Source organism: Agreia sp. Leaf335 (assembly GCF_001423605.1).
Lineage (GTDB): Bacteria > Actinomycetota > Actinomycetes > Actinomycetales > Microbacteriaceae > Agreia.
In genome coordinates this window covers 59,416-77,197 of the sequence record NZ_LMOQ01000002.1, presented here as the reverse complement: position 1 = coordinate 77,197, position 17,782 = coordinate 59,416, and the positions used below count along the sequence as shown (strand labels likewise).

The following is a 17,782-nucleotide window of genomic DNA, read 5'->3' as shown; positions in this document are numbered from 1 at the left end:
GCTGCTACCTCCCCCACCGCAGGGCGGCCGTTTCGACGGGCGCATCCCACAGCTGTTCCAGTTCGTCATCGAGTCTCATCACGGTGATGCTCATGCCTTGCATCTCGAGCGACGTGACGAAGTTGCCGACCAGGGTGCGAGACACGGTGATACCCCGCTCCGCGAGGGCCTCGGCCGCGCGCCGGAAGACGATATAGAGCTCGACCTGTGGTGTACCACCCAGGCCGTTCACGAAGAGCAGAACCCTGTCGCCCGACGCGAAGGGCAGGTCGTCGACGATCGGTGCGAGAATCCGATCGACGATCGCATCGGCCGGTTCGATCGTGATGCGCTCGCGCCCGGGCTCGCCGTGGATGCCGATGCCGATTTCGATCTCATCGTCGGCCAGAACAAAGCTCGGCTCTCCCGCGTGTGGAACGACGCTCGGCGTCAGCGCGACGCCCATGGAGCGGGTCACGGAGTTCACCCTGGTGGCGATCGCCGCTACCGCGGCGAGGTCGTCGCCCCGCTCTGCAGCCGCACCCGCGATCTTCTCGACGAGCACCGTTCCGGCCACTCCGCGGCGTCCGGCCGTGTAGAGGGAGTCCTTGACGGCGACATCGTCGTCGACGATAACGGTCTGCACGTCTATGCCGTCGGCGGCCGCGAGATCAGCGGCGGTCTCGAAGTTGAGCACGTCACCGGTGTAGTTCTTGACGATGTGCAGCACCCCCGCTCCCCCATCGACGGCCTTTGTCGCCGCGAGGATCGGGTCGGGGGTCGGTGAGGTGAAGACCGGACCGGGCACGGCGGCATCCAACATGCCGAATCCGACGAACCCGCCGTGCAGCGGCTCGTGGCCGCTGCCCCCGCCGCTGACGAGGGCGACCTTGCCCTGTCGCGGCGCGTCCTTTCGAGCTATGTAGATCGGGTCGTGCGACACGGTGACCAGGTCGCCGTGGGCCGCTTCGAATCCGGCGACCGCCTCTTCGACCACTCGACGCGGGTCATTGATGAGCTTCTTCATGGGTGGCAATCCTCTGTGATGGCCGTGCGACCTGAACGCGTCTCTGCGACCAGGGAGCTGCGCGGGAGCGGAGCTCGCAGAGCCAAATCTACTTGTTCGGTCGAGTTCGGCGAAAGAGCCTCGACTTTTGCGCGTCAGATCATATGCGCCTCGGATTGGTGCAGATATGGTGTAGTCACCCGCTTGCTGCGGGGCTCTGCACGAGGTGACGACGGTGTCACGTGAAGGAAGGTCAATGTGGACAATCTCGGGGTTGTATTTCTCGCGGAGCTGGTAGGCACCGCTCTGCTGGTTCTGTTGGGCTGTGGTGTCGTCGCGAACGTCGCGCTGGTGAAGAACAAGGGCTTCAACGGCGGCTTCCTCATGGTGAACATCGGCTGGGGCTTCGCGGTGTTCTCGGGTGTGATCGTGTCGTACAACAGCGGTGCGCACCTGAACCCGGCCGTCACCCTGGGGCTCGTCGCCAACGGCGCGACGGAGTTCGGCTCGGGTGTTCCGGTGAACATCGTGTCGATCCTCACCTACATCGCCGCTCAGCTGTTGGGTGCGATCATCGGTGCCGTGTTCGTGTGGCTGGCTTACAAGCAGCACTTCGACGAGGAGCCCGACGCGGCCAACAAGCTCGGCGTCTTCTCGACCGGTCCCGCCATCCGCTCCTACGGGTGGAACCTGGTCACCGAGGTCATCGGCACCTTCGTCCTGGTGTTCGTGGTGATCGGTTTCGGTCGGCAGGAGCCGGGCGGCGGCCTCGCGGCCCTGGGCGCTCTTCCGGTGGCGATCCTCGTGATCGCGATCGGCGCATCCCTCGGTGGCCCGACCGGCTACGCGATCAACCCGGCCCGTGACCTCGGCCCGCGCATCGCGCACGCCCTGCTACCCATCAAGGGCAAAGGCTCCTCCGACTGGTCCTACTCGTGGGTCCCGGTCGTCGGACCCATCATCGGAGGCGTCCTCGCCGGTCTCGCGGCTGTCCCGCTCCTCCCGATCATCACGTGACCTCCCAGCGGGCCCGGGCACCATGGTGACCGGGCCCGCTGCTTGCACCGGACCGAAGAATTTAACGAAGGAGTTAGACATGACGGATTACATCCTGGCCATCGACCAGGGCACCACCAGTACCCGAGCGATCGTCTTCGATCACGCCGGGTCGATCGTATCGACGGGGCAGCTCGAACACGAGCAGATCTTCCCGAAGGCGGGCTGGGTCGAGCACAACCCGAAGGAGATCTGGGACAACACGAGAGAGGTCATCGGGCAGGCCCTCTCGAAGGCGAACATCACGCGCCACAACATCAAGGCCGTCGGCATCACGAACCAGCGGGAGACAGCCGTCGTCTGGGACAAGAACACGGGCGAACCCGTGTACAACGCCATCGTGTGGCAGGACACCCGCACCCAGGCCATCGTCGACCGCCTCTCAGCCGATGGCGGTGGAGACCGGTTCAAGGATGTGGTGGGCCTCCCCCTCTCGACGTACTTCGCCGGAACGAAGATCGTCTGGATCCTCGAGAACGTCGAGGGCGCCCGGGAACGAGCAGAAGCCGGCGACCTGCTGTTCGGAACCACCGACAGCTGGGTCACCTGGAATCTGACCGGCGGGGTCGACGGCGGCGTTCACATCACCGATGTCACCAACGCCAGTCGCACGCTCTTCTTGAACCTCGAGACCCTGGAGTGGGACGACGAGATCCTCGCCGTCTTCGACGTGCCGAAGTCCATGCTTCCGGAGGTCAAGAGCTCCTCCGAGGTGTACGGCCTCGTGCATGACTCGAGCCTCCTTCGCGAGGTTCCCGTGGCGGGCATCCGGCGAGGCCAAGAACACCTACGGCACCGGCAACTTCCTGATCTTCAACACCGGCACCGACATCGTCAAGAGCGAGAACGGACTACTCACCACCATCGGGTACAAGCTCGGCGACGGCGAGACCCACTACGCACTCGAAGGCTCCATCGCCGTCACCGGCTCGCTCATCCAGTGGCTGCGCGACAACCTCGGCATCATCTCGTCGGCGCCGGAGGTAGAGGCGCTGGCAGACACCGTCGACGACAACGGCGGCGCATACTTCGTGCCCGCGTTCTCGGGTCTCTTCGCACCGCACTGGCGCTCGGATGCCCGTGGCGCGCTGGTCGGCCTCACCCGGTACGTGAACAAGGGCCACATCGCCCGCGCCGCGATCGAGGCCATCGCGTTCCAGACCCGCGAGGTTCTCGACGCGGTCAACGCCGACTCGGGGGTTCCGCTGACCGAGCTCAAGGTCGACGGCGGAGCATCCGCCAATGACCGCCTGATGCAGTTCCAGGCCGACATCCTCGACGTGCCGGTCGTTCGCCCGGTCGTCGCAGAGACCACGGCGCTCGGCGCGGCCTACGCGGCCGGCCTCGCTGTGGGCTTCTGGTCGACCCTCGATGAACTGCGCGACAACTGGCAGGAAGACAGGCGTTGGACGCCCAACCTCGACGTCGCGGAGCGCGAGCGACTGCTGCGCAACTGGAAGAAGGCTGTCACGAAGACCCTCGACTGGGTCGACGAAGACACGCAGTGAGTCAGTGACGCGTGGCTTCGGCCCACGCGTCGAGAGTGGCCGTCGCCGCACCGGAATCGATCGTCCGGGCGGCCACGGCCATTTTTTCGCGCAGACGCTCGACGATCGACCGCCGTCCCTGCTCCGGATCGGATGCGAGGTCGAATGCGACGAGTCCCGCAGCCGCGTTCAACAGCACGATGTCGCGGATCGGCCCCAACTCCCCCCGCAGAACCCGCCGCGCGATGTCCGCGTTGTGCTCGGCGTCGCCACCCAGCAGATCGCTGATCTTCGCTCGAGAGAGTCCGAGGTCTCGGGGGTCGAGGTCGTGCTCCACCACAGCCCCGAGCGAGACCTCCCAGATGTGGCTGTGGCCCGTCGTGGTCAGCTCGTCGAGCCCATCGTCGCCTCGGAAGACGAGCGCCGTCGCTCCTCTGGTCTGAAAGACACCCACGAAGATCGGCACCCTGTCGAGTTGCGCGACACCGACAGCGGATGCCTCGGGCCTGGCCGGATTGCAGAGCGGCCCGAGGTAGTTGAAGACCGTCGGCACGCCCAACTCCCGCCTGACGTTGGCGACATTGCCGAAGCCGGGATGGAACTTGGCAGCGAACGCGAACGTGATTCCCGCCTCGTCGAGCACCTCGGCGGTGCGCACGTTGGAGATGTCGAGATCGACGCCCAGCGCTTGGAGCACGTCGGAGGAGCCGGACTTCGAACTCGCGGCCCTGTTTCCGTGCTTCACGACAGGAACGCCGGCAGCAGCAGCCACGATCGACGCCATCGTCGAGACGTTGACGGTGCCGTGCCTGTCGCCGCCGGTGCCGACGATGTCGAGCGCCATCGGGTCGACGTCGAGGCCGACAGCGTGGTCGAGTACCGCATCCCGGAACCCGACAATCTCATCGACCGTCTCCCCCTTGGCACGCAACGCGATGAGAAAGGCGGCGAGTTGAGCATCGGATGCCTCACCCGACATGATCTGATCCATCGCCCACGAGGAGTCCGACACCGAGAGATCGTCTCGAGCAAGAAGAGTGGAGAGAATTTCGGACCAGGACTCTGAGTACGCCATAGGCCGATTCTAAAGGCCGGACAGCTGCCGAGTCGGTGTCAATGGGCCCCGCGACTCATACCCAAATGCAAAAACCCTGTGCTGATATCGGACATAATGGAGAAGTGACGAGCAGCTCCCTGACCCAGACTTCGAGTGCCCCGCTGATTCAACGACCGAACGTCGTGGCAGTGGGCACAATCGTGTGGCTCGGAAGCGAGGTGATGTTCTTCGCCGGCCTCTTCGCCATCTACTTCACACTCCGCAGTACGTCCGGCCCACTGTGGGAGAGCGAGTCGAGCGTTCTCAACGTTCCCTTCTCCCTCGTGAACACCCTCATCCTGGTGGCGAGCTCGTTCACCTGCCAGGCAGGCGTGTTCGCCGCAGAGCGCCTGCAGGCACGCGCGACCGGCTGGAAGCCGACGCAGTGGGGTACGACCGAGTGGTTCTTCCTCACCTATCTCCTGGGCGCGATCTTCGTGTCAGGCCAGATCTTCGAGTACGCGACCCTCGTCTCCGAGGGCATCTCGATGAGCTCCAGCGCCTACGGGTCGGCCTTCTACCTGACCACCGGTTTCCACGGACTGCACGTGACCGGCGGACTCATCGCGTTCCTGCTTGTGATCGGCCGCATCTTCGCCGTCAAGAACATGGGGCACCGTGAGGCGACCAGCGCCATCGTCGTGTCGTACTACTGGCACTTCGTCGACGTGGTCTGGATCGGCCTGTTCCTCGTCATCTACGTGCTGAAATAATCGACCGGCCCACCCGAGCACCGGTCGAACAAAGAGAGTTGTGAAAAGAGTGAAGAGAATGGCCCGAAAAGGCAGCACGGCAAACAGACGTCATCCCTTGGCGACTGTTGCCCTGATCGCAATCGGACTCATGTTCACGGGTGGTGGTTACGCGCTCTTCAGCAGCACGGCCACGGCCGAGACCAGCACGGCCTCGCAGACGACGATCGACGAGGGCAAGAAGCTCTTCGCCGCCAACTGCGCCAGCTGCCACGGACTCGACCTCCAGGGCACCGGCGCAGGTCCCAGCCTCCTCGGCGTGGGCGCCGCATCGGTCGACTTCCAGGTCGGCACCGGCCGCATGCCGATGGCGATGCAGGGCCCGCAGGCCATGGAGAAGGCGCCGCAGTTCACCGCCGAGGACACCGAGGCGCTGGCCGCATATGTCGCGTCCCTGTCCCCCGGCCCTGCCGTTCCCGACGAGAGCCTCCTCGACGGCGACGGAGACGCCAGCAACGGTGCCGAGTTGTTCCGCATCAACTGCGCCATGTGCCACAACGTGGCAGGAGCAGGTGGAGCTCTCACCGAGGGCAAGTTCGCGCCCGCACTCACCGGAGTCGCTGCAGTGCACATCTACGAGGCCATGGTCACCGGCCCGCAGAACATGCCGGTCTTCAACGACAAGAACCTCTCCCCCGAAGACAAGCGCGACGTCATCACGTACCTCAAGTACATCGAGAAGAACCCGTCTCCGGGCGGATACGAACTCGGCAGCCTGGGCCCCGTGGCCGAGGGACTCTTCGTGTGGATCTTCGGACTGGGCGCCATCGTGGCCCTGACCGTCTGGCTCACCGCGAAGTCGAACTAGACCAGCGGTCCGACCGCGCACACATTCTTCACCGAGGCGAGGACGACCTGTAAAGGACGGCCTCGAAGAAAAGCTCGAAAGGCAATCACATGGCACATGACGATATGAGCGGCAAGGACATCACCGCTGTTTCGTCGACTGGCGTCTCCCACGAGACGGCAGCTCCCGGCACGGCCGTCATCCCGTCCGAGACGTTCGAGAACCCAGGCTTCCCGGCTCACCGTCAGCGCGTGACAGACACCGACCCGAAGGCCGAGAAGACGGCCGAGCGTCAGGTCTATACGTTCTTCTACCTGTCGATCGTCGGAAGCATCTTCGCGATTGCCTCGTACATGGCGTTCCCCATCGAAGACGGCGACACGGGCGCTCTGCGCCTGCACACGATGATGCTCGGAATCGGCATCGTGCTCGCCCTCTTCGGTCTGGGATTCGGTGCCGTGCACTGGTCGAAGGCACTGATGGCCAATCACGAGGGCATCGATCAGCGACACCCCGTTCGTGGAAGCGAAGAGACCCGCGCCCGTGCCGTGGAGATCTTCAAGCAGGCCAATGAGGAGTCGGGCTTCGGTCGACGCACCCTCGTTCGCAACACTCTGCTCGGCGCTCTCGTCGCCTTCCCCCTTCCCGCGGTCGTTCTCTTCCGCGGCTGGGGTCCTCAGAACGAGAATCCCGTCGAAATGCTCGAGCACACGATGTGGAAGAAGGGCGCACGCCTGACCCTCGACCCGTCTGGATTGCCGATCAAGGCCTCCGACGTCACGCTCGGCTCCGCATTCCATGTGATCCCCGAGGGCCTCAACGAGTCGGAGCACCGTCTCGAAGAGAAGGCGAAGGCCTCTGTCCTCCTCATGCGTCTCGATCCCTCCAAGCTCAAAGAGAGCGCGGAGCGAACGGGATGGTCGTACGACGGCATCGTCGCGTACTCCAAGATCTGCACGCACGTCGGGTGCCCCGTCGCCCTCTACGAGCAGCAGACGCACCACCTGCTCTGCCCCTGCCACCAGTCGACTTTCGACGTCACCGAAGAATGCAAGGTCATCTTCGGTCCGGCGAAGCGCGCACTCCCGCAGCTGCCGATCGCCGTTGACGGCGAAGGCTACCTGATCGCCCAAAGCGATTTCCACGAACCCGTCGGCCCGAGCTTCTGGGAGCGATCTTCATCATGAGCACAGTGACCACGCCGGAGACAGCACCTGCCCCGGCACCCGCACAATCGTCTTCATCGCAGCGGAGCAGCACGAGCCGCTTCACCGAGGCAGCCGCTAACTACATCGACGAGCGCACCAGCATCTCGGGCGTCGTCAAGGAGTTCGGCCGCAAGATCTTCCCTGATCACTGGTCGTTCATGCTCGGTGAGGTCGCCCTCTACAGCTTCGTCGTCATCCTCTTGACGGGAACGTTCCTGACGTTCTTCTTCCAGGCATCGATGGCCGAAGTCGTCTACAACGGCTCCTACGTCCCCCTCAAGGGTGTCGAGATGTCCACGGCCATGTCGTCGACGCTGAACATCTCGTTCGACGTCCGCGGTGGTCTGCTCATCCGCCAGATCCACCACTGGGCAGCCCTGACCTTCATCGCGGCCATCGGCATCCACATGCTGCGCATCTACTTCACCGGCGCATTCCGCAAGCCCCGCGAGTTGAACTGGGTCATCGGTTTCATCCTCTTCATCCTCGCTCTGGCAGAAGGCTTCACCGGATACTCGCTTCCTGACGACCTCCTCTCGGGCAACGGCCTGCGCATCATCGACGGTCTGATCAAGGGACTGCCTGTTGTCGGAACCTGGATCTCGTTCCTGCTCTTCGGCGGAGAGTTCCCCGGAACCGACATCGTCGGACGCCTGTATTCGCTGCACATCCTGTTGCTGCCGGCGATCCTGGCCGTCATGCTCGCCCTGCACCTCGTGTTCGTCGTCGTACACAAGCACACCCAGTGGTCGGGTCCGGGCCAGACGAAGGACAACGTCGTCGGCTCCCCCATCCTCCCGATGTTCGCCGCGAAGGCCGGTGGCTTCTTCTTCATCGTCTTCGGCGTCATCGCCCTGATGGGAACGTTCTTCACGATCAACCCCATCTGGAACTACGGCCCCTACGACCCGTCGCCGGTGTCTGCGGGTACGCAGCCTGACTGGTACATCGGATTCGCCGACGGTGCGCTGCGTCTGATTCCGCCGGGACTCGAATTCGAGCTCTGGGACCGCACCTGGTCGTTCAACATCATCATCCCGGTGCTCATCCTGACTGGTCTGATCGTCGCCGTTCTCGTCTACCCGTTCATCGAGGCCTGGATCACCGGTGACAAGCGCGAGCACCACCTGCTCGACCGCCCGCGCAACGCTCCGACCCGCACCGCCATCGGTGTCGCCGGCGTTCTGTTCTACGCGGCCCTGTGGGGTGCTGCGAGTTCCGACCTCATCGCCACGCACTTCCAGCTGTCGATCGAGGGCGTGATCCACGTGAATCAGGCTCTGCTCATCCTCGGCCCGATCATCGGTTACCTGGTCACCAAGCGCGTGTGCCTCGCCCTGCAGAAGAAGGACCGCGAGATCGCCCTGCACGGTTTCGAGTCCGGACGCATCGTGCGCCTGCCGGGTGGCGAGTACATCGAGGTGCACCAGCCCGTCGACGAGTACGAGCGCTGGAAGCTGGTGGATTACAACGACTACCAGCCCCTCATGATCCGCCCGAATGCACAGGGCAAGATCACGACGATCCAGCGCTTCCGCGCAGGCATGTCGCGCTGGTTCTTCGAAGACCGCATCGCTCCGGTCAGCCCCAAGGAGATCGAGCGCGGCGGTCACCACTGACCCCTCTGCGACGTAGCGCAATCTGATCCGCCGGATCGTCTCACTCGAGGCGATCCGGCGGATTTTTGGTTTTCTCCTCTTATGAACTTCGACTGCTCCGCATGGTGGCTGCGCTAGCAGGCGGTTGAAGTATGTTCACGGGCTGCACGCAGTTCGTGACAGGCGCGAGAACTTCGTGCAGCTCCCACAGTCGGGCGACACAGATGGATTCATTCAGCGCAACAGCAGAACGCTCGATCGGGATCGCGGCTGCGGTAGCGCGGCGACCCGAGGGCTTTCGCGTCGTCACCGGAGAACGGCCGACGGGCCCTCTTCATCTCGGGCACTACTTCGGCACGATCAGAGAGCGTGTTCGACTGCAGGAGGCCGGCGTCGACATGTTCCTGGTCCTCGCGGACTACCAGGTCATCACCGACCGCGACACAACGGCTCACGTCCGTGAGAACGTGTATGGAGCGGTATTGGACTACCTCGCGGCGGGCATAGATCCTCGGCGGGCCACGATCTTCACTCACTCGTCGGTGCCGGCTCAACTCTTGACCTACCCGGTACATCAGGCGGCCTACATCCTGTTCTGCAAGGGCAATCTGGTGCCGGTCGGCAAGGACAACCTTCCGCATGTCGAGATGACCCGCGTGATCGCCAGACGGTTCAACGAACGCTACGGCCAGGCGTTATCCATGCCGGATGCCCTCATCACCTCGGCGCCGGAGGTTCCGGGTCTCGACGGCCGCAAGATGTCGAAGAGCTACGGCAACTCGAGCTCGCTCTCGATGACGCCGGACGAGACCGTCGATGCGATCCGTCGCACCCGCACAGATCAGGACCGCAAGATCGCCTTTGACCCGGAGCGCAGGCCGGGTGTCTCAGCACTCTTGTCGACGGCGAGCATTCGCCGAAGATCCTGATCTCGCGAGCAAAATCCTCCGTGGCGGAAATGAGGCTGCGAATTCCACTGCAGAGGCAACGCTGGCCGAGGTGCGCGTAGCGATGGGAACGATCTACTGACTGACCGGTCACGAACAGCACAAAGGGCCCGTCTCGAATGAACGAGACGGGCCCTGAAGCGCGCGTGGATCTAGCGGGCGAAGTACCCGCGGTAGTACTCGTAGACCCAGCCGACGATCGCGACGAGAACGAGGGCGACACCGATGAAGGTGATCCAGGTTCCCACCGCGAAGCCCAGCAGCATGAGCGAGGCCGATCCGGCGAGGATGACAGGCCACCAGCTCCAGGGGCTGTAGAAGCCCATCTCGGGGTCACCATCGTCGATGTCGGAGTCGAGTCGGTCTTCGGGCAGATCGCCACCCTGGGCGCTGAAGACGCGGCCCAGGTAGAACGCGAGGAAGGCGGAGAGAACACCCGCGAGGCCGATGCCCAGGGCTCCCACCCACTCGACGTTGCCCTGGTCGAGGATGTGCCAAAAGATGTACACCGCTGAGAGCAGCAGACAGAAGACCGCCAGGATCCAGAAGAGATTCTTGTTCGCTCTCATGGGTTACTTCACCTTCTCGGATGCTGTGTCATACGTGGGAGCGTCTGGCGCGTCCTTGGCCGGCCCCACTCCGAACGGGATGCCCGCCTCGGGGTGGTTGAGGTCGAATGCGGGAGACTCGCTGCGGATGCGCGGAATCGACGTGAAGTTGTGCCGCGGCGGCGGGCACGAGGTGGCCCATTCGAGAGATCGCGAGTATCCCCACGGGTCGTTGACCGTGACCTTCGGAGCCCGGCGAGCCGTGATGTACACGTTCAGGAAGAACGGCACCAGGGACGCGGCCAGCAGGAACGCGCCGACTGTCGAGACCTGGTTCATCGAGGTGAATCCGTCCTGCGGCGAGTACGTGGCGTAACGACGAGGCATACCCACAACGCCGAGCCAGTGCTGAATCAGGAATGTGGTGTGGAAGCCGATGAACAGCATCCAGAAGTGCCACTTGCCCAGGGTCTCGTTGAGCATCTTGCCGGTCCACTTGGGCCACCAGAAGTAGAACCCGCTGAACATGGCGAAGACGACGGTACCGAAGACGACGTAGTGGAAGTGGGCCACGACGAAATACGAGTCCGAGACATGGAAGTCGAGCGGCGGCGACGCCAGGATGACGCCGGTGAGTCCACCGAACGTGAACGTGATGAGGAAGCCGATGGCCCACAGCATGGGCGTCTCGAAGGTGACGGAACCTCGCCACATCGTGCCGATCCAGTTGAAGATCTTCACACCCGTGGGAACCGCGATCAGCATGGTCATCAGGGCGAAGAAGGGCAGCAGCACCGAGCCCGTGACATACATGTGGTGAGCCCAGACGGTGACCGAGAGCGCTGCGATGGAGATCGTCGCGTAGATCAGCGTCTTGTAGCCGAAGATCGGCTTGCGACTGAAGACTGGGAACACTTCCGACACGATGCCGAAGAACGGCAGCGCGATGATGTAGACCTCGGGGTGACCGAAGAACCAGAAGAGGTGCTGCCAGAGCAGCACTCCCCCGTTGGCAGCGTCGTAGACATGCGCACCGAGGATGCGGTCGGCACCGAGAGCGAACAGAGCGGCCGCGAGAACCGGGAACGCCATCAGCACGAGGATGGACGTTACGAGGATGTTCCAGGTGAAGATCGGCATGCGGAACATGGTCATACCCGGCGCACGCATCGTGATGATGGTGGTGATGAAGTTCACCGCTCCGAGAATCGTTCCGAATCCCGAGATTCCCAGGCCTATGACCCAGAGGTTTCCACCGTCACCCGGCGTGAACGTCTCGCTCGAGAGAGGAGCGTACGCGAACCATCCGAACGAGGCCGCACCCTGGGGGGTGAGGAAGCCTGCGACGGCAATGAGGCTGCCAAAGCTGTAGAGCCAGTATGCGAAGGCGTTCAGTCGCGGGAAGGCGACGTCGGGCGCTCCGATCTGCAGCGGCATGAGGACGTTTGCGAAACCCGCGAACAGCGGGGTCGCGAACATCAGCAGCATGATCGTGCCGTGCATGGTGAACAGCTGGTTGTACTGGTCCTTGGTCTGCAGGATCTCGAGCCCGGGCTCGAAGAGCTGAGCACGGATGACCAGCGCCATCACTCCACCGAGGCAGAAGTAGATGAACGAGGAGATCAGGTACATGTACCCGATGGTCTTGTGGTCGGTGGAGGTGATCCACTTGACCAGGACGTTGCCCTTGCGCTCAGCGCTGCGGGACTGTCCGTCGTTGAGGGCCTGACCGGTGGTCGGCGCTACGGCTGTGGTCGTCATGTGCGTTCCCCTACTCCGCTACCCGGGGCGACGTCGTGCCGGGGAGGTTCTGATTTCTGTCGTACTCGTGTCCGAGCTGGCCGTTGAAGCCGGCGTCCTTCAGAGACTTGATATACGCGTCGTATTCGTCTTGAGAGACGACCTTGACGTTGAAGAGCATGAGCGAGTGATACTCGCCACAGAGCTCGGCGCACTTACCGCTGTACGTTCCCTCTCGCTCCGGCGTGACGTACATGTAGTTCGTCTTGCCGGGGATCATGTCTTTCTTGTAGAGGAAGTCGATGACCCAGAAGGAGTGGATGACGTCGCGAGCCTCGAGCTGGATCTCGATCTTCTTGCCGACGGGCAGGTAGAGCGTGGGGATCTCGGACTCGACAAGCGTGCCCTTGGCGTCGTCGGGGTCTTCCTGGCCCTGGATGCCTGCGGAGTAGACGTCTTCGTCGACGTAGTTGAAGTCCCACGCCCACTGCTTGCCGTAGACGGCGATCGTCACATCGGGGTCGTCGTACTTGGCCTCGATGGCCGACTGGTCACGAGCGGTGAAGGCGAAGAAGCCCAGCACCAGGATAAGAGGGACGACCGTGTAGAAGATCTCGATCGGCATGTTGTAGCGCAGCTGAGCGGGAAGACCGGTCTGTCCGCGGCGACGACGGTAGACGATCACGGCCCAGAGCGTCAGGCCCCAGGTGATGACTCCGACGATGAGGAGCACGATCCACGACGTGACCCAGAGTCCGATCACGCGGTCGACGTTGTTCGTCGTGCCGGGTTCGGTGGGCAGCCATCCCTGCAGCTGCTGCTGAGTGCAGCCTGCGAGGAGGAGTGCAAGGGTGGCAGCAATGGGAATTGCAGCCAGGCGGAGACGTCGAGAGCGCACCAGTTACCTTTCGGAAGACTGTCGGAGGAACTACCGACAAGTGTAGAGAACCGTGCTCTAGCCTACTCGACATAACACGCGCGCCTGAATCCACAAAGGGAGCCGCTTGACAGCGACTCCCTTGCGGAACAGCGTAATTCCGGGCCTCTGCGGGCCCGAAGAATCAGTGGAACGAATCGCCGCAGGCGCAGCTTCCGCCGGCGTTGGGGTTGTCGATCGTGAAGCCCTGCTTCTGGATGGTGTCTTCGAAGTCGATGGTCGCGCCATCGAGGTAGGGAACGCTCATCTCATCGACGATCACCTCGACACCGTTGTAGTCGACGACGGCATCGCCATCGAGCTGGCGTTCGTCGAAGTACAGCTGGTAGATGAGGCCCGAGCATCCGCCGGGCTGCACGGCGACGCGCAGCCGGAGGTCTTCACGACCCTCCTGAATGAGGAGGCTGCGCACCTTCTCTGCTGCGGCGTCGGTGACGCCCACGCGGTGGCTGGGAGCCTCGGTCTGGGTCAATACGGTGTCGCTCATGGCTGCTCCTAGTAAGTCGGGAAAGCACGTGCGCCGTGATGCGCGATGTATCGCACACGCACGTCGCTACTCGTCAGTCTAAACACGCAAACCCTGCACGGGCGGAATTCATTCCGCCAGCTGCTCGAGAGTTCGCTCGTTCAGACGCGCGAGCAGAAGCGCTTCGCTCACGATCGCGCGCTTCAGCACGCCCAGGTGCTGGGATTCGTTGGGGCTGTGCGCCCGGGTGTCGGGGTCTTCGACTCCTGTTACGAGAATCTGCGCCGCAGGAAACACGCGGGCGAGATCGGAGATGAACGGAATGGATCCACCGATCCCCGTCTCTACGGCTTCGACGCCCCACCCGTTTCTCATGGCCGTCTTCGCTTCGCGCACGGCCCAGCCGCTCGTATCGACGAGGAACGCATCACCGAGGTCGACATCGCTGATCTCGATCGCGGCCCCGAAGGGGGCGTTGTCGCGCAGGTGCTTCTCGATCGCGTCGAACGCATCGCTCGCCTTTTGACCCGGTGCGATGCGAGAGCTGATGCGCACGGCCACCTGCGGCAAGAGCGTATTGGATGCGTTGGCGACGCTGGGTGCATCGATTCCGGTGACGGTGATGGCCGGCTGAAACCACAGACGCGACAGGATCGAACCATGGCCGATGCTCGTGACGCCGTCCACGAATCCCGCCTCGTGCGCCAGCTGGCTTTCGGGATAGTCCGGCGTCACGTCCTGTGTGCCGACGAGTCCATCGACGGCGACGGAGCCGTCGTCGCCATGCAGCGACGCGAGGAGCCGGACGGTCGCGAGCATCGCATCCGGAGCGGCGCCGCCGAACATGCCCGAGTGCGACGCGTGCTCGAGCGTTCGCACGGTGAGCTTGAAGGTGACGTTGCCACGAAGGCTGATCGTGATGGCCGGGGTGTCGATGTTCCAGTTGTCGGAGTCCGCGACGACGATAACGTCGGCCTCGAGCTGATCGCGGTGCTTGTCGAGGAACGCGGAGAACGACCGTGAACCGAATTCCTCCTCGCCCTCGATGAAGACGACCAGTCCCACGTCGAATTCGTTCGCCGTGGCCTCGACGAGCGCGCGGACGGACGCGATATGCGACACGACGCCCGCTTTGTCGTCGGATGCGCCGCGACCGTAGAGACGGTCGCCGCGGATGGTCGGTTCGTACGGGGCGGACTCCCAATCGGCGTCGTCGCCGGGAGGCTGGACGTCGTGGTGAGCGTAGAGCAGCACCGTGGGCCGGCCGTTCTTCGCCGCGCGTGACGCCAGCACGGCGGGCTGGCCGAGAGCGCCCTCCGGGGTCTCTGCCTGCGACACGATCACCGAGTCGAAGGCACCCGTCTCTTCGAGCAGCGAGGCGACGGCGTCAGCACTCTGGGCGACGAAGGCACGATCGAACGCGTCCCATGACACCGACGGGATTCGCACCAGATCGGTCAGAGTCGCGACGGACCCCGGCATGTTCTGTTCGACGATGCGCCGGACCTCCGCCTGCAGATCGGTCTCGTCAGAATGCGTCGTGCCCGTGTTCTCAGTCATAGAGGTAAACTTTATACTTCTGCACTTCTCGGCAAGGACGTACATCGTGGCCAAAGACAAAGCCCCCGCTCTCGAAGCACCGCTCGAAGACGCCCCTCTCAGCGGCAAAGGCCACGCGACGCCCACGCGCAAAGAACGCGAAGCGGCGAACAAGCGTCCCCTCGTCGCCGGCGATAACAAAGAGGCCCGCAAGGCCTCGCGAGCGAAACTGCAGGAGTCCCGCGACCGAGCCCGCGTCGGCATGGCGAACGGCGAGGAGAAATTCCTGCCGATCCGAGACAAGGGGCCGCAGCGCCGCTACGTCCGCGATTACGTCGATGCGCGGTTCAGCCTCGGCGAGGTCATGATCCCCGTCATGTTCGCCGTGATCCTCGCGACGCTCGTGCCGAACCCCACGGTGCAGACGGCGTTGATGCTGGCCCTGTACGCGTTCGTCGTTCTGGTCGTCGTCGACAGCCTCCTGCTGGGCTGGCTCGTCACCCGCAAGCTCAAAGCGAAGTTCGGCGAAGAAAAGGTCGAGAAGGGTGTTCGCTGGTACGCGGCCATGCGCGCGCTGCAGCTGCGTCCCCTGCGCCTGCCCAAGCCTCAGGTGAAGCGCGGCAAATATCCCGTGTGAACATTGACGGTCGGTATCCGACGTCAGACACTGAACCCATGAGGTTCACCACGACCATCGTCCAAGACGGCAACAACGCCGGCATAGAGGTTCCGGCCGACATCATGTCGGCCCTGGGGTCGGAGAAACGTATCCCGGTCGTGGTCACGCTCGGGTCGCACTCGTACCGCAGCAGCGTCGCGCCGTACAGAGGTCGCTTGATGATCTCGCTGAGTGCGGCCAACCGATCCGCGGCGAACGTTGCTGGGGGCGATCAGGTCGAGGTCGAGATCGAGCGCGATACGACCCCTCGAACCGTGACCGTTCCGGCAGACCTCGCTCGCGTGTTCATCGACGAACCCGACACGAAGGCGCGGTTCGAGGCGCTCTCGTACACGAACCAGAATCGCATCGCGCTGTCGATCGAGTCCGCCAAGACAGACTCCACTCGGCTGCGACGCGTCGACGCTGCGCTAGCCGAACTCCGCTAGACCCGCTCGACTGCCAGCAGCCGATCCAGGCCACGGTTGATCTGTCGCGCCCAGAGCGGCCCGCGGTAGAGAAATGCCGTGTACCCCTGCACCAACGTCGCACCGGCGCGCAGTCGCTCGACCACGTCGTCGGCCGTCTCCACTCCGCCGACCGAGATCACGCAGAGCTCGGCCGGGACGACAGAGCGGATGATGCGCAGGACGTCGATCGATCTCGCCGCGAGCGGTGCCCCTGACAGTCCCCCGGCTCCCGCTGCGACGACGGTCTTCTCCGTGGTTCGAAGGCCCTCCCGAGACAGCGTCGTATTCGTCGCGATGATGCCATCGAGATCCAGCTCGACGGCGAGTCGCGAGACTCTCTGCACCTCGTCGTCGGTGAGGTCGGGCGCGATCTTCACGAGAAGCGGGGTCGAACCGGCCTCTGTCTTCACCGCTCTGAGTAGCGGCTCGAGCTTGTCGATCTCCTGCAGTCCACGCAGGCCGGGCGTGTTCGGCGAGCTGACGTTGACGACAAGGTAATCGGCCACGGGCGCGAGGGCACGCGTGCTCGAGATGTAGTCGCCGATCGCATCGTCGACCGCGACGATGCGGCTCTTTCCGATGTTGACACCGATGACGGGCCGCTTGCGGATGCCGGTGGCCTGGGCGACGCGAAGCGACGCCTCCGCCGCTCCCCCGTTGTTGAACCCCATGCGATTGACGACCGCGCGATCCGCGACGAGACGGAACAGGCGGGGCCGGTCGTTGCCGGGCTGAGGACGGGCCGTGATCGTGCCCACCTCCACGTGTCCGAAGCCGAGCACGCCCAGCCCCTGGATGCCGCGGGCGTCCTTATCGAAACCGGCGGCGAGACCGAACGGCGTGGGGAATTCGAGACCGAGCGCGTGTACCGAGTGGGACGACCGTGACGCGGTGAGACGACCGACAATGCCGCCGAGACCGAGTCGCGGAATGAGGCGGATCACCGTGAACGCGAGGTGATGCGCCCGCTCCGGATCGATCCGGGTCAGGACATGGGCGAAGAGGAGCGCATACATTCTCACTCGACCGTGGCTTCGCTGTCGTCGTTCGACCGGGCCGCCTGGTGCTCGACGCGCAGAAGAGTGATGGCTTCTTCGAAGTCTTCGAGCGAATCGAAGCCCTGATAGACACTGGCGAAGCGCAGATACGCCACTTCATCGAGTTCACGAAGTGGCTGGAGGATGGCGAGACCGATGTCGTTCGCCTCGATCTGGGCAGCCCCACTGAGCCGCACGGTCTCTTCGACGCGCTGGGCCAGAATCGCCAGATCGGAATCCGTGACCGGTCGCCCCTGACACGCCTTGCGGACTCCGCTCACGATCTTGTCGCGGCTGAACGGAACCACGACGCCGCTGCGCTTGATGACGTTCAGGCTCGCGGTCTCCGTCGTACTGAACCGTCGACCGCACTCGGGGCACTGGCGGCGTCGCCTGATGGCGAGGCCGTCGTCGGTCGTCCGGGAATCGACGACTCGCGAATCCGGATAGCGGCAGTATGGGCAGTACATG

At 63.8% G+C, this 17,782-nt stretch carries 17 protein-coding genes and 1 pseudogene; 9 read left to right on the top strand and 9 right to left on the bottom strand.

Going from position 1 to position 17,782, the window contains the following annotated elements; genetic code table 11:
• Positions 1-4: 4 nt before the first annotated feature.
• Positions 5-1,006 (bottom strand): dihydroxyacetone kinase subunit DhaK, encoded by a 1,002-nt coding sequence (gene dhaK, locus ASF79_RS06400; RefSeq protein WP_055853285.1) that lies wholly within the window; start codon positions 1,004-1,006, stop codon positions 5-7.
• A gap of 237 nt (positions 1,007-1,243) precedes the next feature.
• On the opposite strand from dhaK, the gene ASF79_RS06395 reads away from it, so the two are divergent.
• Together ASF79_RS06395 and glpK are read left to right on the top strand one after the other, a co-directional pair.
• A complete protein-coding gene (locus ASF79_RS06395; protein ID WP_082495739.1) occupies positions 1,244-2,002 on the top strand; it encodes an MIP/aquaporin family protein in 759 nt (252 codons plus the stop codon).
• 79 nt (positions 2,003-2,081) lie between these two features.
• A pseudogene (gene glpK / locus ASF79_RS06390) lies at positions 2,082-3,549 on the top strand (glycerol kinase GlpK).
• Position 3,550: 1 nt separating this feature from the next.
• On the opposite strand, the gene trpD reads toward glpK, so the two are convergent.
• On the bottom strand, positions 3,551-4,603 hold the full coding sequence (gene trpD, locus ASF79_RS06385) for an anthranilate phosphoribosyltransferase (protein ID WP_055853283.1): 1,053 nt from the start codon (positions 4,601-4,603) through the stop codon (positions 3,551-3,553).
• A 65-nt stretch (positions 4,604-4,668) separates the two neighbouring features.
• Here trpD and ctaE point away from each other — a divergent pair, with 65 nt between their 5' ends.
• The 5 genes from ctaE (at position 4,669) to ASF79_RS06360 (ending at position 9,898) form a co-directional block, all read left to right on the top strand.
• Positions 4,669-5,337: an aa3-type cytochrome oxidase subunit III gene (ctaE, locus tag ASF79_RS06380; RefSeq protein ID WP_082466303.1), complete on the top strand. Its 669-nt coding sequence runs from the start codon at positions 4,669-4,671 to the stop codon at positions 5,335-5,337.
• 58 nt (positions 5,338-5,395) lie between these two features.
• On the top strand, positions 5,396-6,184 hold the full coding sequence (gene qcrC, locus ASF79_RS06375) for a cytochrome bc1 complex diheme cytochrome c subunit (protein WP_055853281.1): 789 nt from the start codon (positions 5,396-5,398) through the stop codon (positions 6,182-6,184).
• Positions 6,185-6,273: 89 nt separating this feature from the next.
• Positions 6,274-7,350, top strand: a complete 1,077-nt coding sequence (gene qcrA, locus ASF79_RS06370) for a cytochrome bc1 complex Rieske iron-sulfur subunit (RefSeq protein WP_055853279.1) — start codon at positions 6,274-6,276, stop codon at positions 7,348-7,350.
• Positions 7,347-8,990 (top strand): cytochrome bc1 complex cytochrome b subunit, encoded by a 1,644-nt coding sequence (gene qcrB, locus ASF79_RS06365; protein ID WP_055853277.1) that lies wholly within the window; start codon positions 7,347-7,349, stop codon positions 8,988-8,990. The genes qcrA and qcrB overlap by 4 nt, the downstream gene beginning before the upstream one ends.
• A gap of 203 nt (positions 8,991-9,193) precedes the next feature.
• Positions 9,194-9,898, top strand: coding sequence for a tryptophan--tRNA ligase (locus ASF79_RS06360; RefSeq protein ID WP_442853852.1), 705 nt, complete (start codon positions 9,194-9,196; stop codon positions 9,896-9,898).
• 170 nt (positions 9,899-10,068) lie between these two features.
• Here ASF79_RS06360 and ASF79_RS06355 read toward each other — a convergent pair whose 3' ends face one another.
• From ASF79_RS06355 to ASF79_RS06335, 5 genes are all read right to left on the bottom strand, one after another.
• Positions 10,069-10,485: a cytochrome c oxidase subunit 4 gene (locus ASF79_RS06355; protein ID WP_055781585.1), complete on the bottom strand. Its 417-nt coding sequence runs from the start codon at positions 10,483-10,485 to the stop codon at positions 10,069-10,071.
• 3 nt (positions 10,486-10,488) lie between these two features.
• A complete protein-coding gene (gene ctaD, locus ASF79_RS06350) occupies positions 10,489-12,225 on the bottom strand; it encodes an aa3-type cytochrome oxidase subunit I (RefSeq protein ID WP_055781588.1) in 1,737 nt (578 codons plus the stop codon).
• A 10-nt stretch (positions 12,226-12,235) separates the two neighbouring features.
• Positions 12,236-13,105 (bottom strand): aa3-type cytochrome oxidase subunit II, encoded by an 870-nt coding sequence (ctaC, locus tag ASF79_RS06345; RefSeq protein WP_055781591.1) that lies wholly within the window; start codon positions 13,103-13,105, stop codon positions 12,236-12,238.
• 160 nt (positions 13,106-13,265) lie between these two features.
• Entirely contained in the window at positions 13,266-13,628 is a 363-nt protein-coding gene (erpA, locus tag ASF79_RS06340; protein ID WP_044443252.1) for an iron-sulfur cluster insertion protein ErpA, read from the bottom strand.
• A 108-nt stretch (positions 13,629-13,736) separates the two neighbouring features.
• Positions 13,737-15,167, bottom strand: coding sequence for a dipeptidase (locus ASF79_RS06335; RefSeq protein WP_055853275.1), 1,431 nt, complete (start codon positions 15,165-15,167; stop codon positions 13,737-13,739).
• A gap of 46 nt (positions 15,168-15,213) precedes the next feature.
• Here ASF79_RS06335 and ASF79_RS06330 point away from each other — a divergent pair, with 46 nt between their 5' ends.
• Positions 15,214-15,783: a DUF3043 domain-containing protein gene (locus tag ASF79_RS06330; RefSeq protein ID WP_055781596.1), complete on the top strand. Its 570-nt coding sequence runs from the start codon at positions 15,214-15,216 to the stop codon at positions 15,781-15,783.
• A gap of 38 nt (positions 15,784-15,821) precedes the next feature.
• Positions 15,822-16,253 carry a YdeI/OmpD-associated family protein gene (locus ASF79_RS06325; RefSeq protein ID WP_055781599.1) on the top strand — a complete coding sequence of 144 codons (432 nt, stop codon included), beginning with the start codon at positions 15,822-15,824 and terminating at the stop codon, positions 16,251-16,253.
• On the opposite strand, the gene ASF79_RS06320 is transcribed toward ASF79_RS06325, so the two are convergent.
• Both ASF79_RS06320 and nrdR read right to left on the bottom strand, forming a co-directional pair.
• Positions 16,250-17,290 (bottom strand): quinone-dependent dihydroorotate dehydrogenase, encoded by a 1,041-nt coding sequence (locus ASF79_RS06320; protein WP_055781602.1) that lies wholly within the window; start codon positions 17,288-17,290, stop codon positions 16,250-16,252. The genes ASF79_RS06325 and ASF79_RS06320 overlap by 4 nt on opposite strands.
• A 2-nt stretch (positions 17,291-17,292) precedes the next feature.
• Positions 17,293-17,781, bottom strand: a complete 489-nt coding sequence (gene nrdR, locus ASF79_RS06315) for a transcriptional regulator NrdR (RefSeq protein ID WP_055781604.1) — start codon at positions 17,779-17,781, stop codon at positions 17,293-17,295.
• Position 17,782 lies beyond the last annotated feature (1 nt).

Excerpts from the sequence above, each read along its gene's own strand:
- dhaK (WP_055853285.1), bottom strand. The coding sequence starts at position 1,006 with ATGAAGAAGCTCATCAATGACCCGCGTCGAGTGGTCGAAGAGGCGGTC.
- trpD (WP_055853283.1), bottom strand. The coding sequence starts at position 4,603 with ATGGCGTACTCAGAGTCCTGGTCCGAAATTCTCTCCACTCTTCTTGCT.
- ctaE (WP_082466303.1), top strand. The coding sequence starts at position 4,669 with ATGCAAAAACCCTGTGCTGATATCGGACATAATGGAGAAGTGACGAGC.
- qcrC (WP_055853281.1), top strand. The coding sequence starts at position 5,396 with ATGGCCCGAAAAGGCAGCACGGCAAACAGACGTCATCCCTTGGCGACT.
- qcrA (WP_055853279.1), top strand. The coding sequence starts at position 6,274 with ATGGCACATGACGATATGAGCGGCAAGGACATCACCGCTGTTTCGTCG.
- qcrB (WP_055853277.1), top strand. The coding sequence starts at position 7,347 with ATGAGCACAGTGACCACGCCGGAGACAGCACCTGCCCCGGCACCCGCA.
- ASF79_RS06360 (WP_442853852.1), top strand. The coding sequence starts at position 9,194 with ATGGATTCATTCAGCGCAACAGCAGAACGCTCGATCGGGATCGCGGCT.
- ASF79_RS06355 (WP_055781585.1), bottom strand. The coding sequence starts at position 10,485 with ATGAGAGCGAACAAGAATCTCTTCTGGATCCTGGCGGTCTTCTGTCTG.
- ctaD (WP_055781588.1), bottom strand. The coding sequence starts at position 12,225 with ATGACGACCACAGCCGTAGCGCCGACCACCGGTCAGGCCCTCAACGAC.
- erpA (WP_044443252.1), bottom strand. The coding sequence starts at position 13,628 with ATGAGCGACACCGTATTGACCCAGACCGAGGCTCCCAGCCACCGCGTG.
- ASF79_RS06335 (WP_055853275.1), bottom strand. The coding sequence starts at position 15,167 with ATGACTGAGAACACGGGCACGACGCATTCTGACGAGACCGATCTGCAG.
- ASF79_RS06325 (WP_055781599.1), top strand. The coding sequence starts at position 15,822 with ATGAGGTTCACCACGACCATCGTCCAAGACGGCAACAACGCCGGCATA.
- ASF79_RS06320 (WP_055781602.1), bottom strand. The coding sequence starts at position 17,290 with ATGTATGCGCTCCTCTTCGCCCATGTCCTGACCCGGATCGATCCGGAG.
- nrdR (WP_055781604.1), bottom strand. The coding sequence starts at position 17,781 with ATGTACTGCCCATACTGCCGCTATCCGGATTCGCGAGTCGTCGATTCC.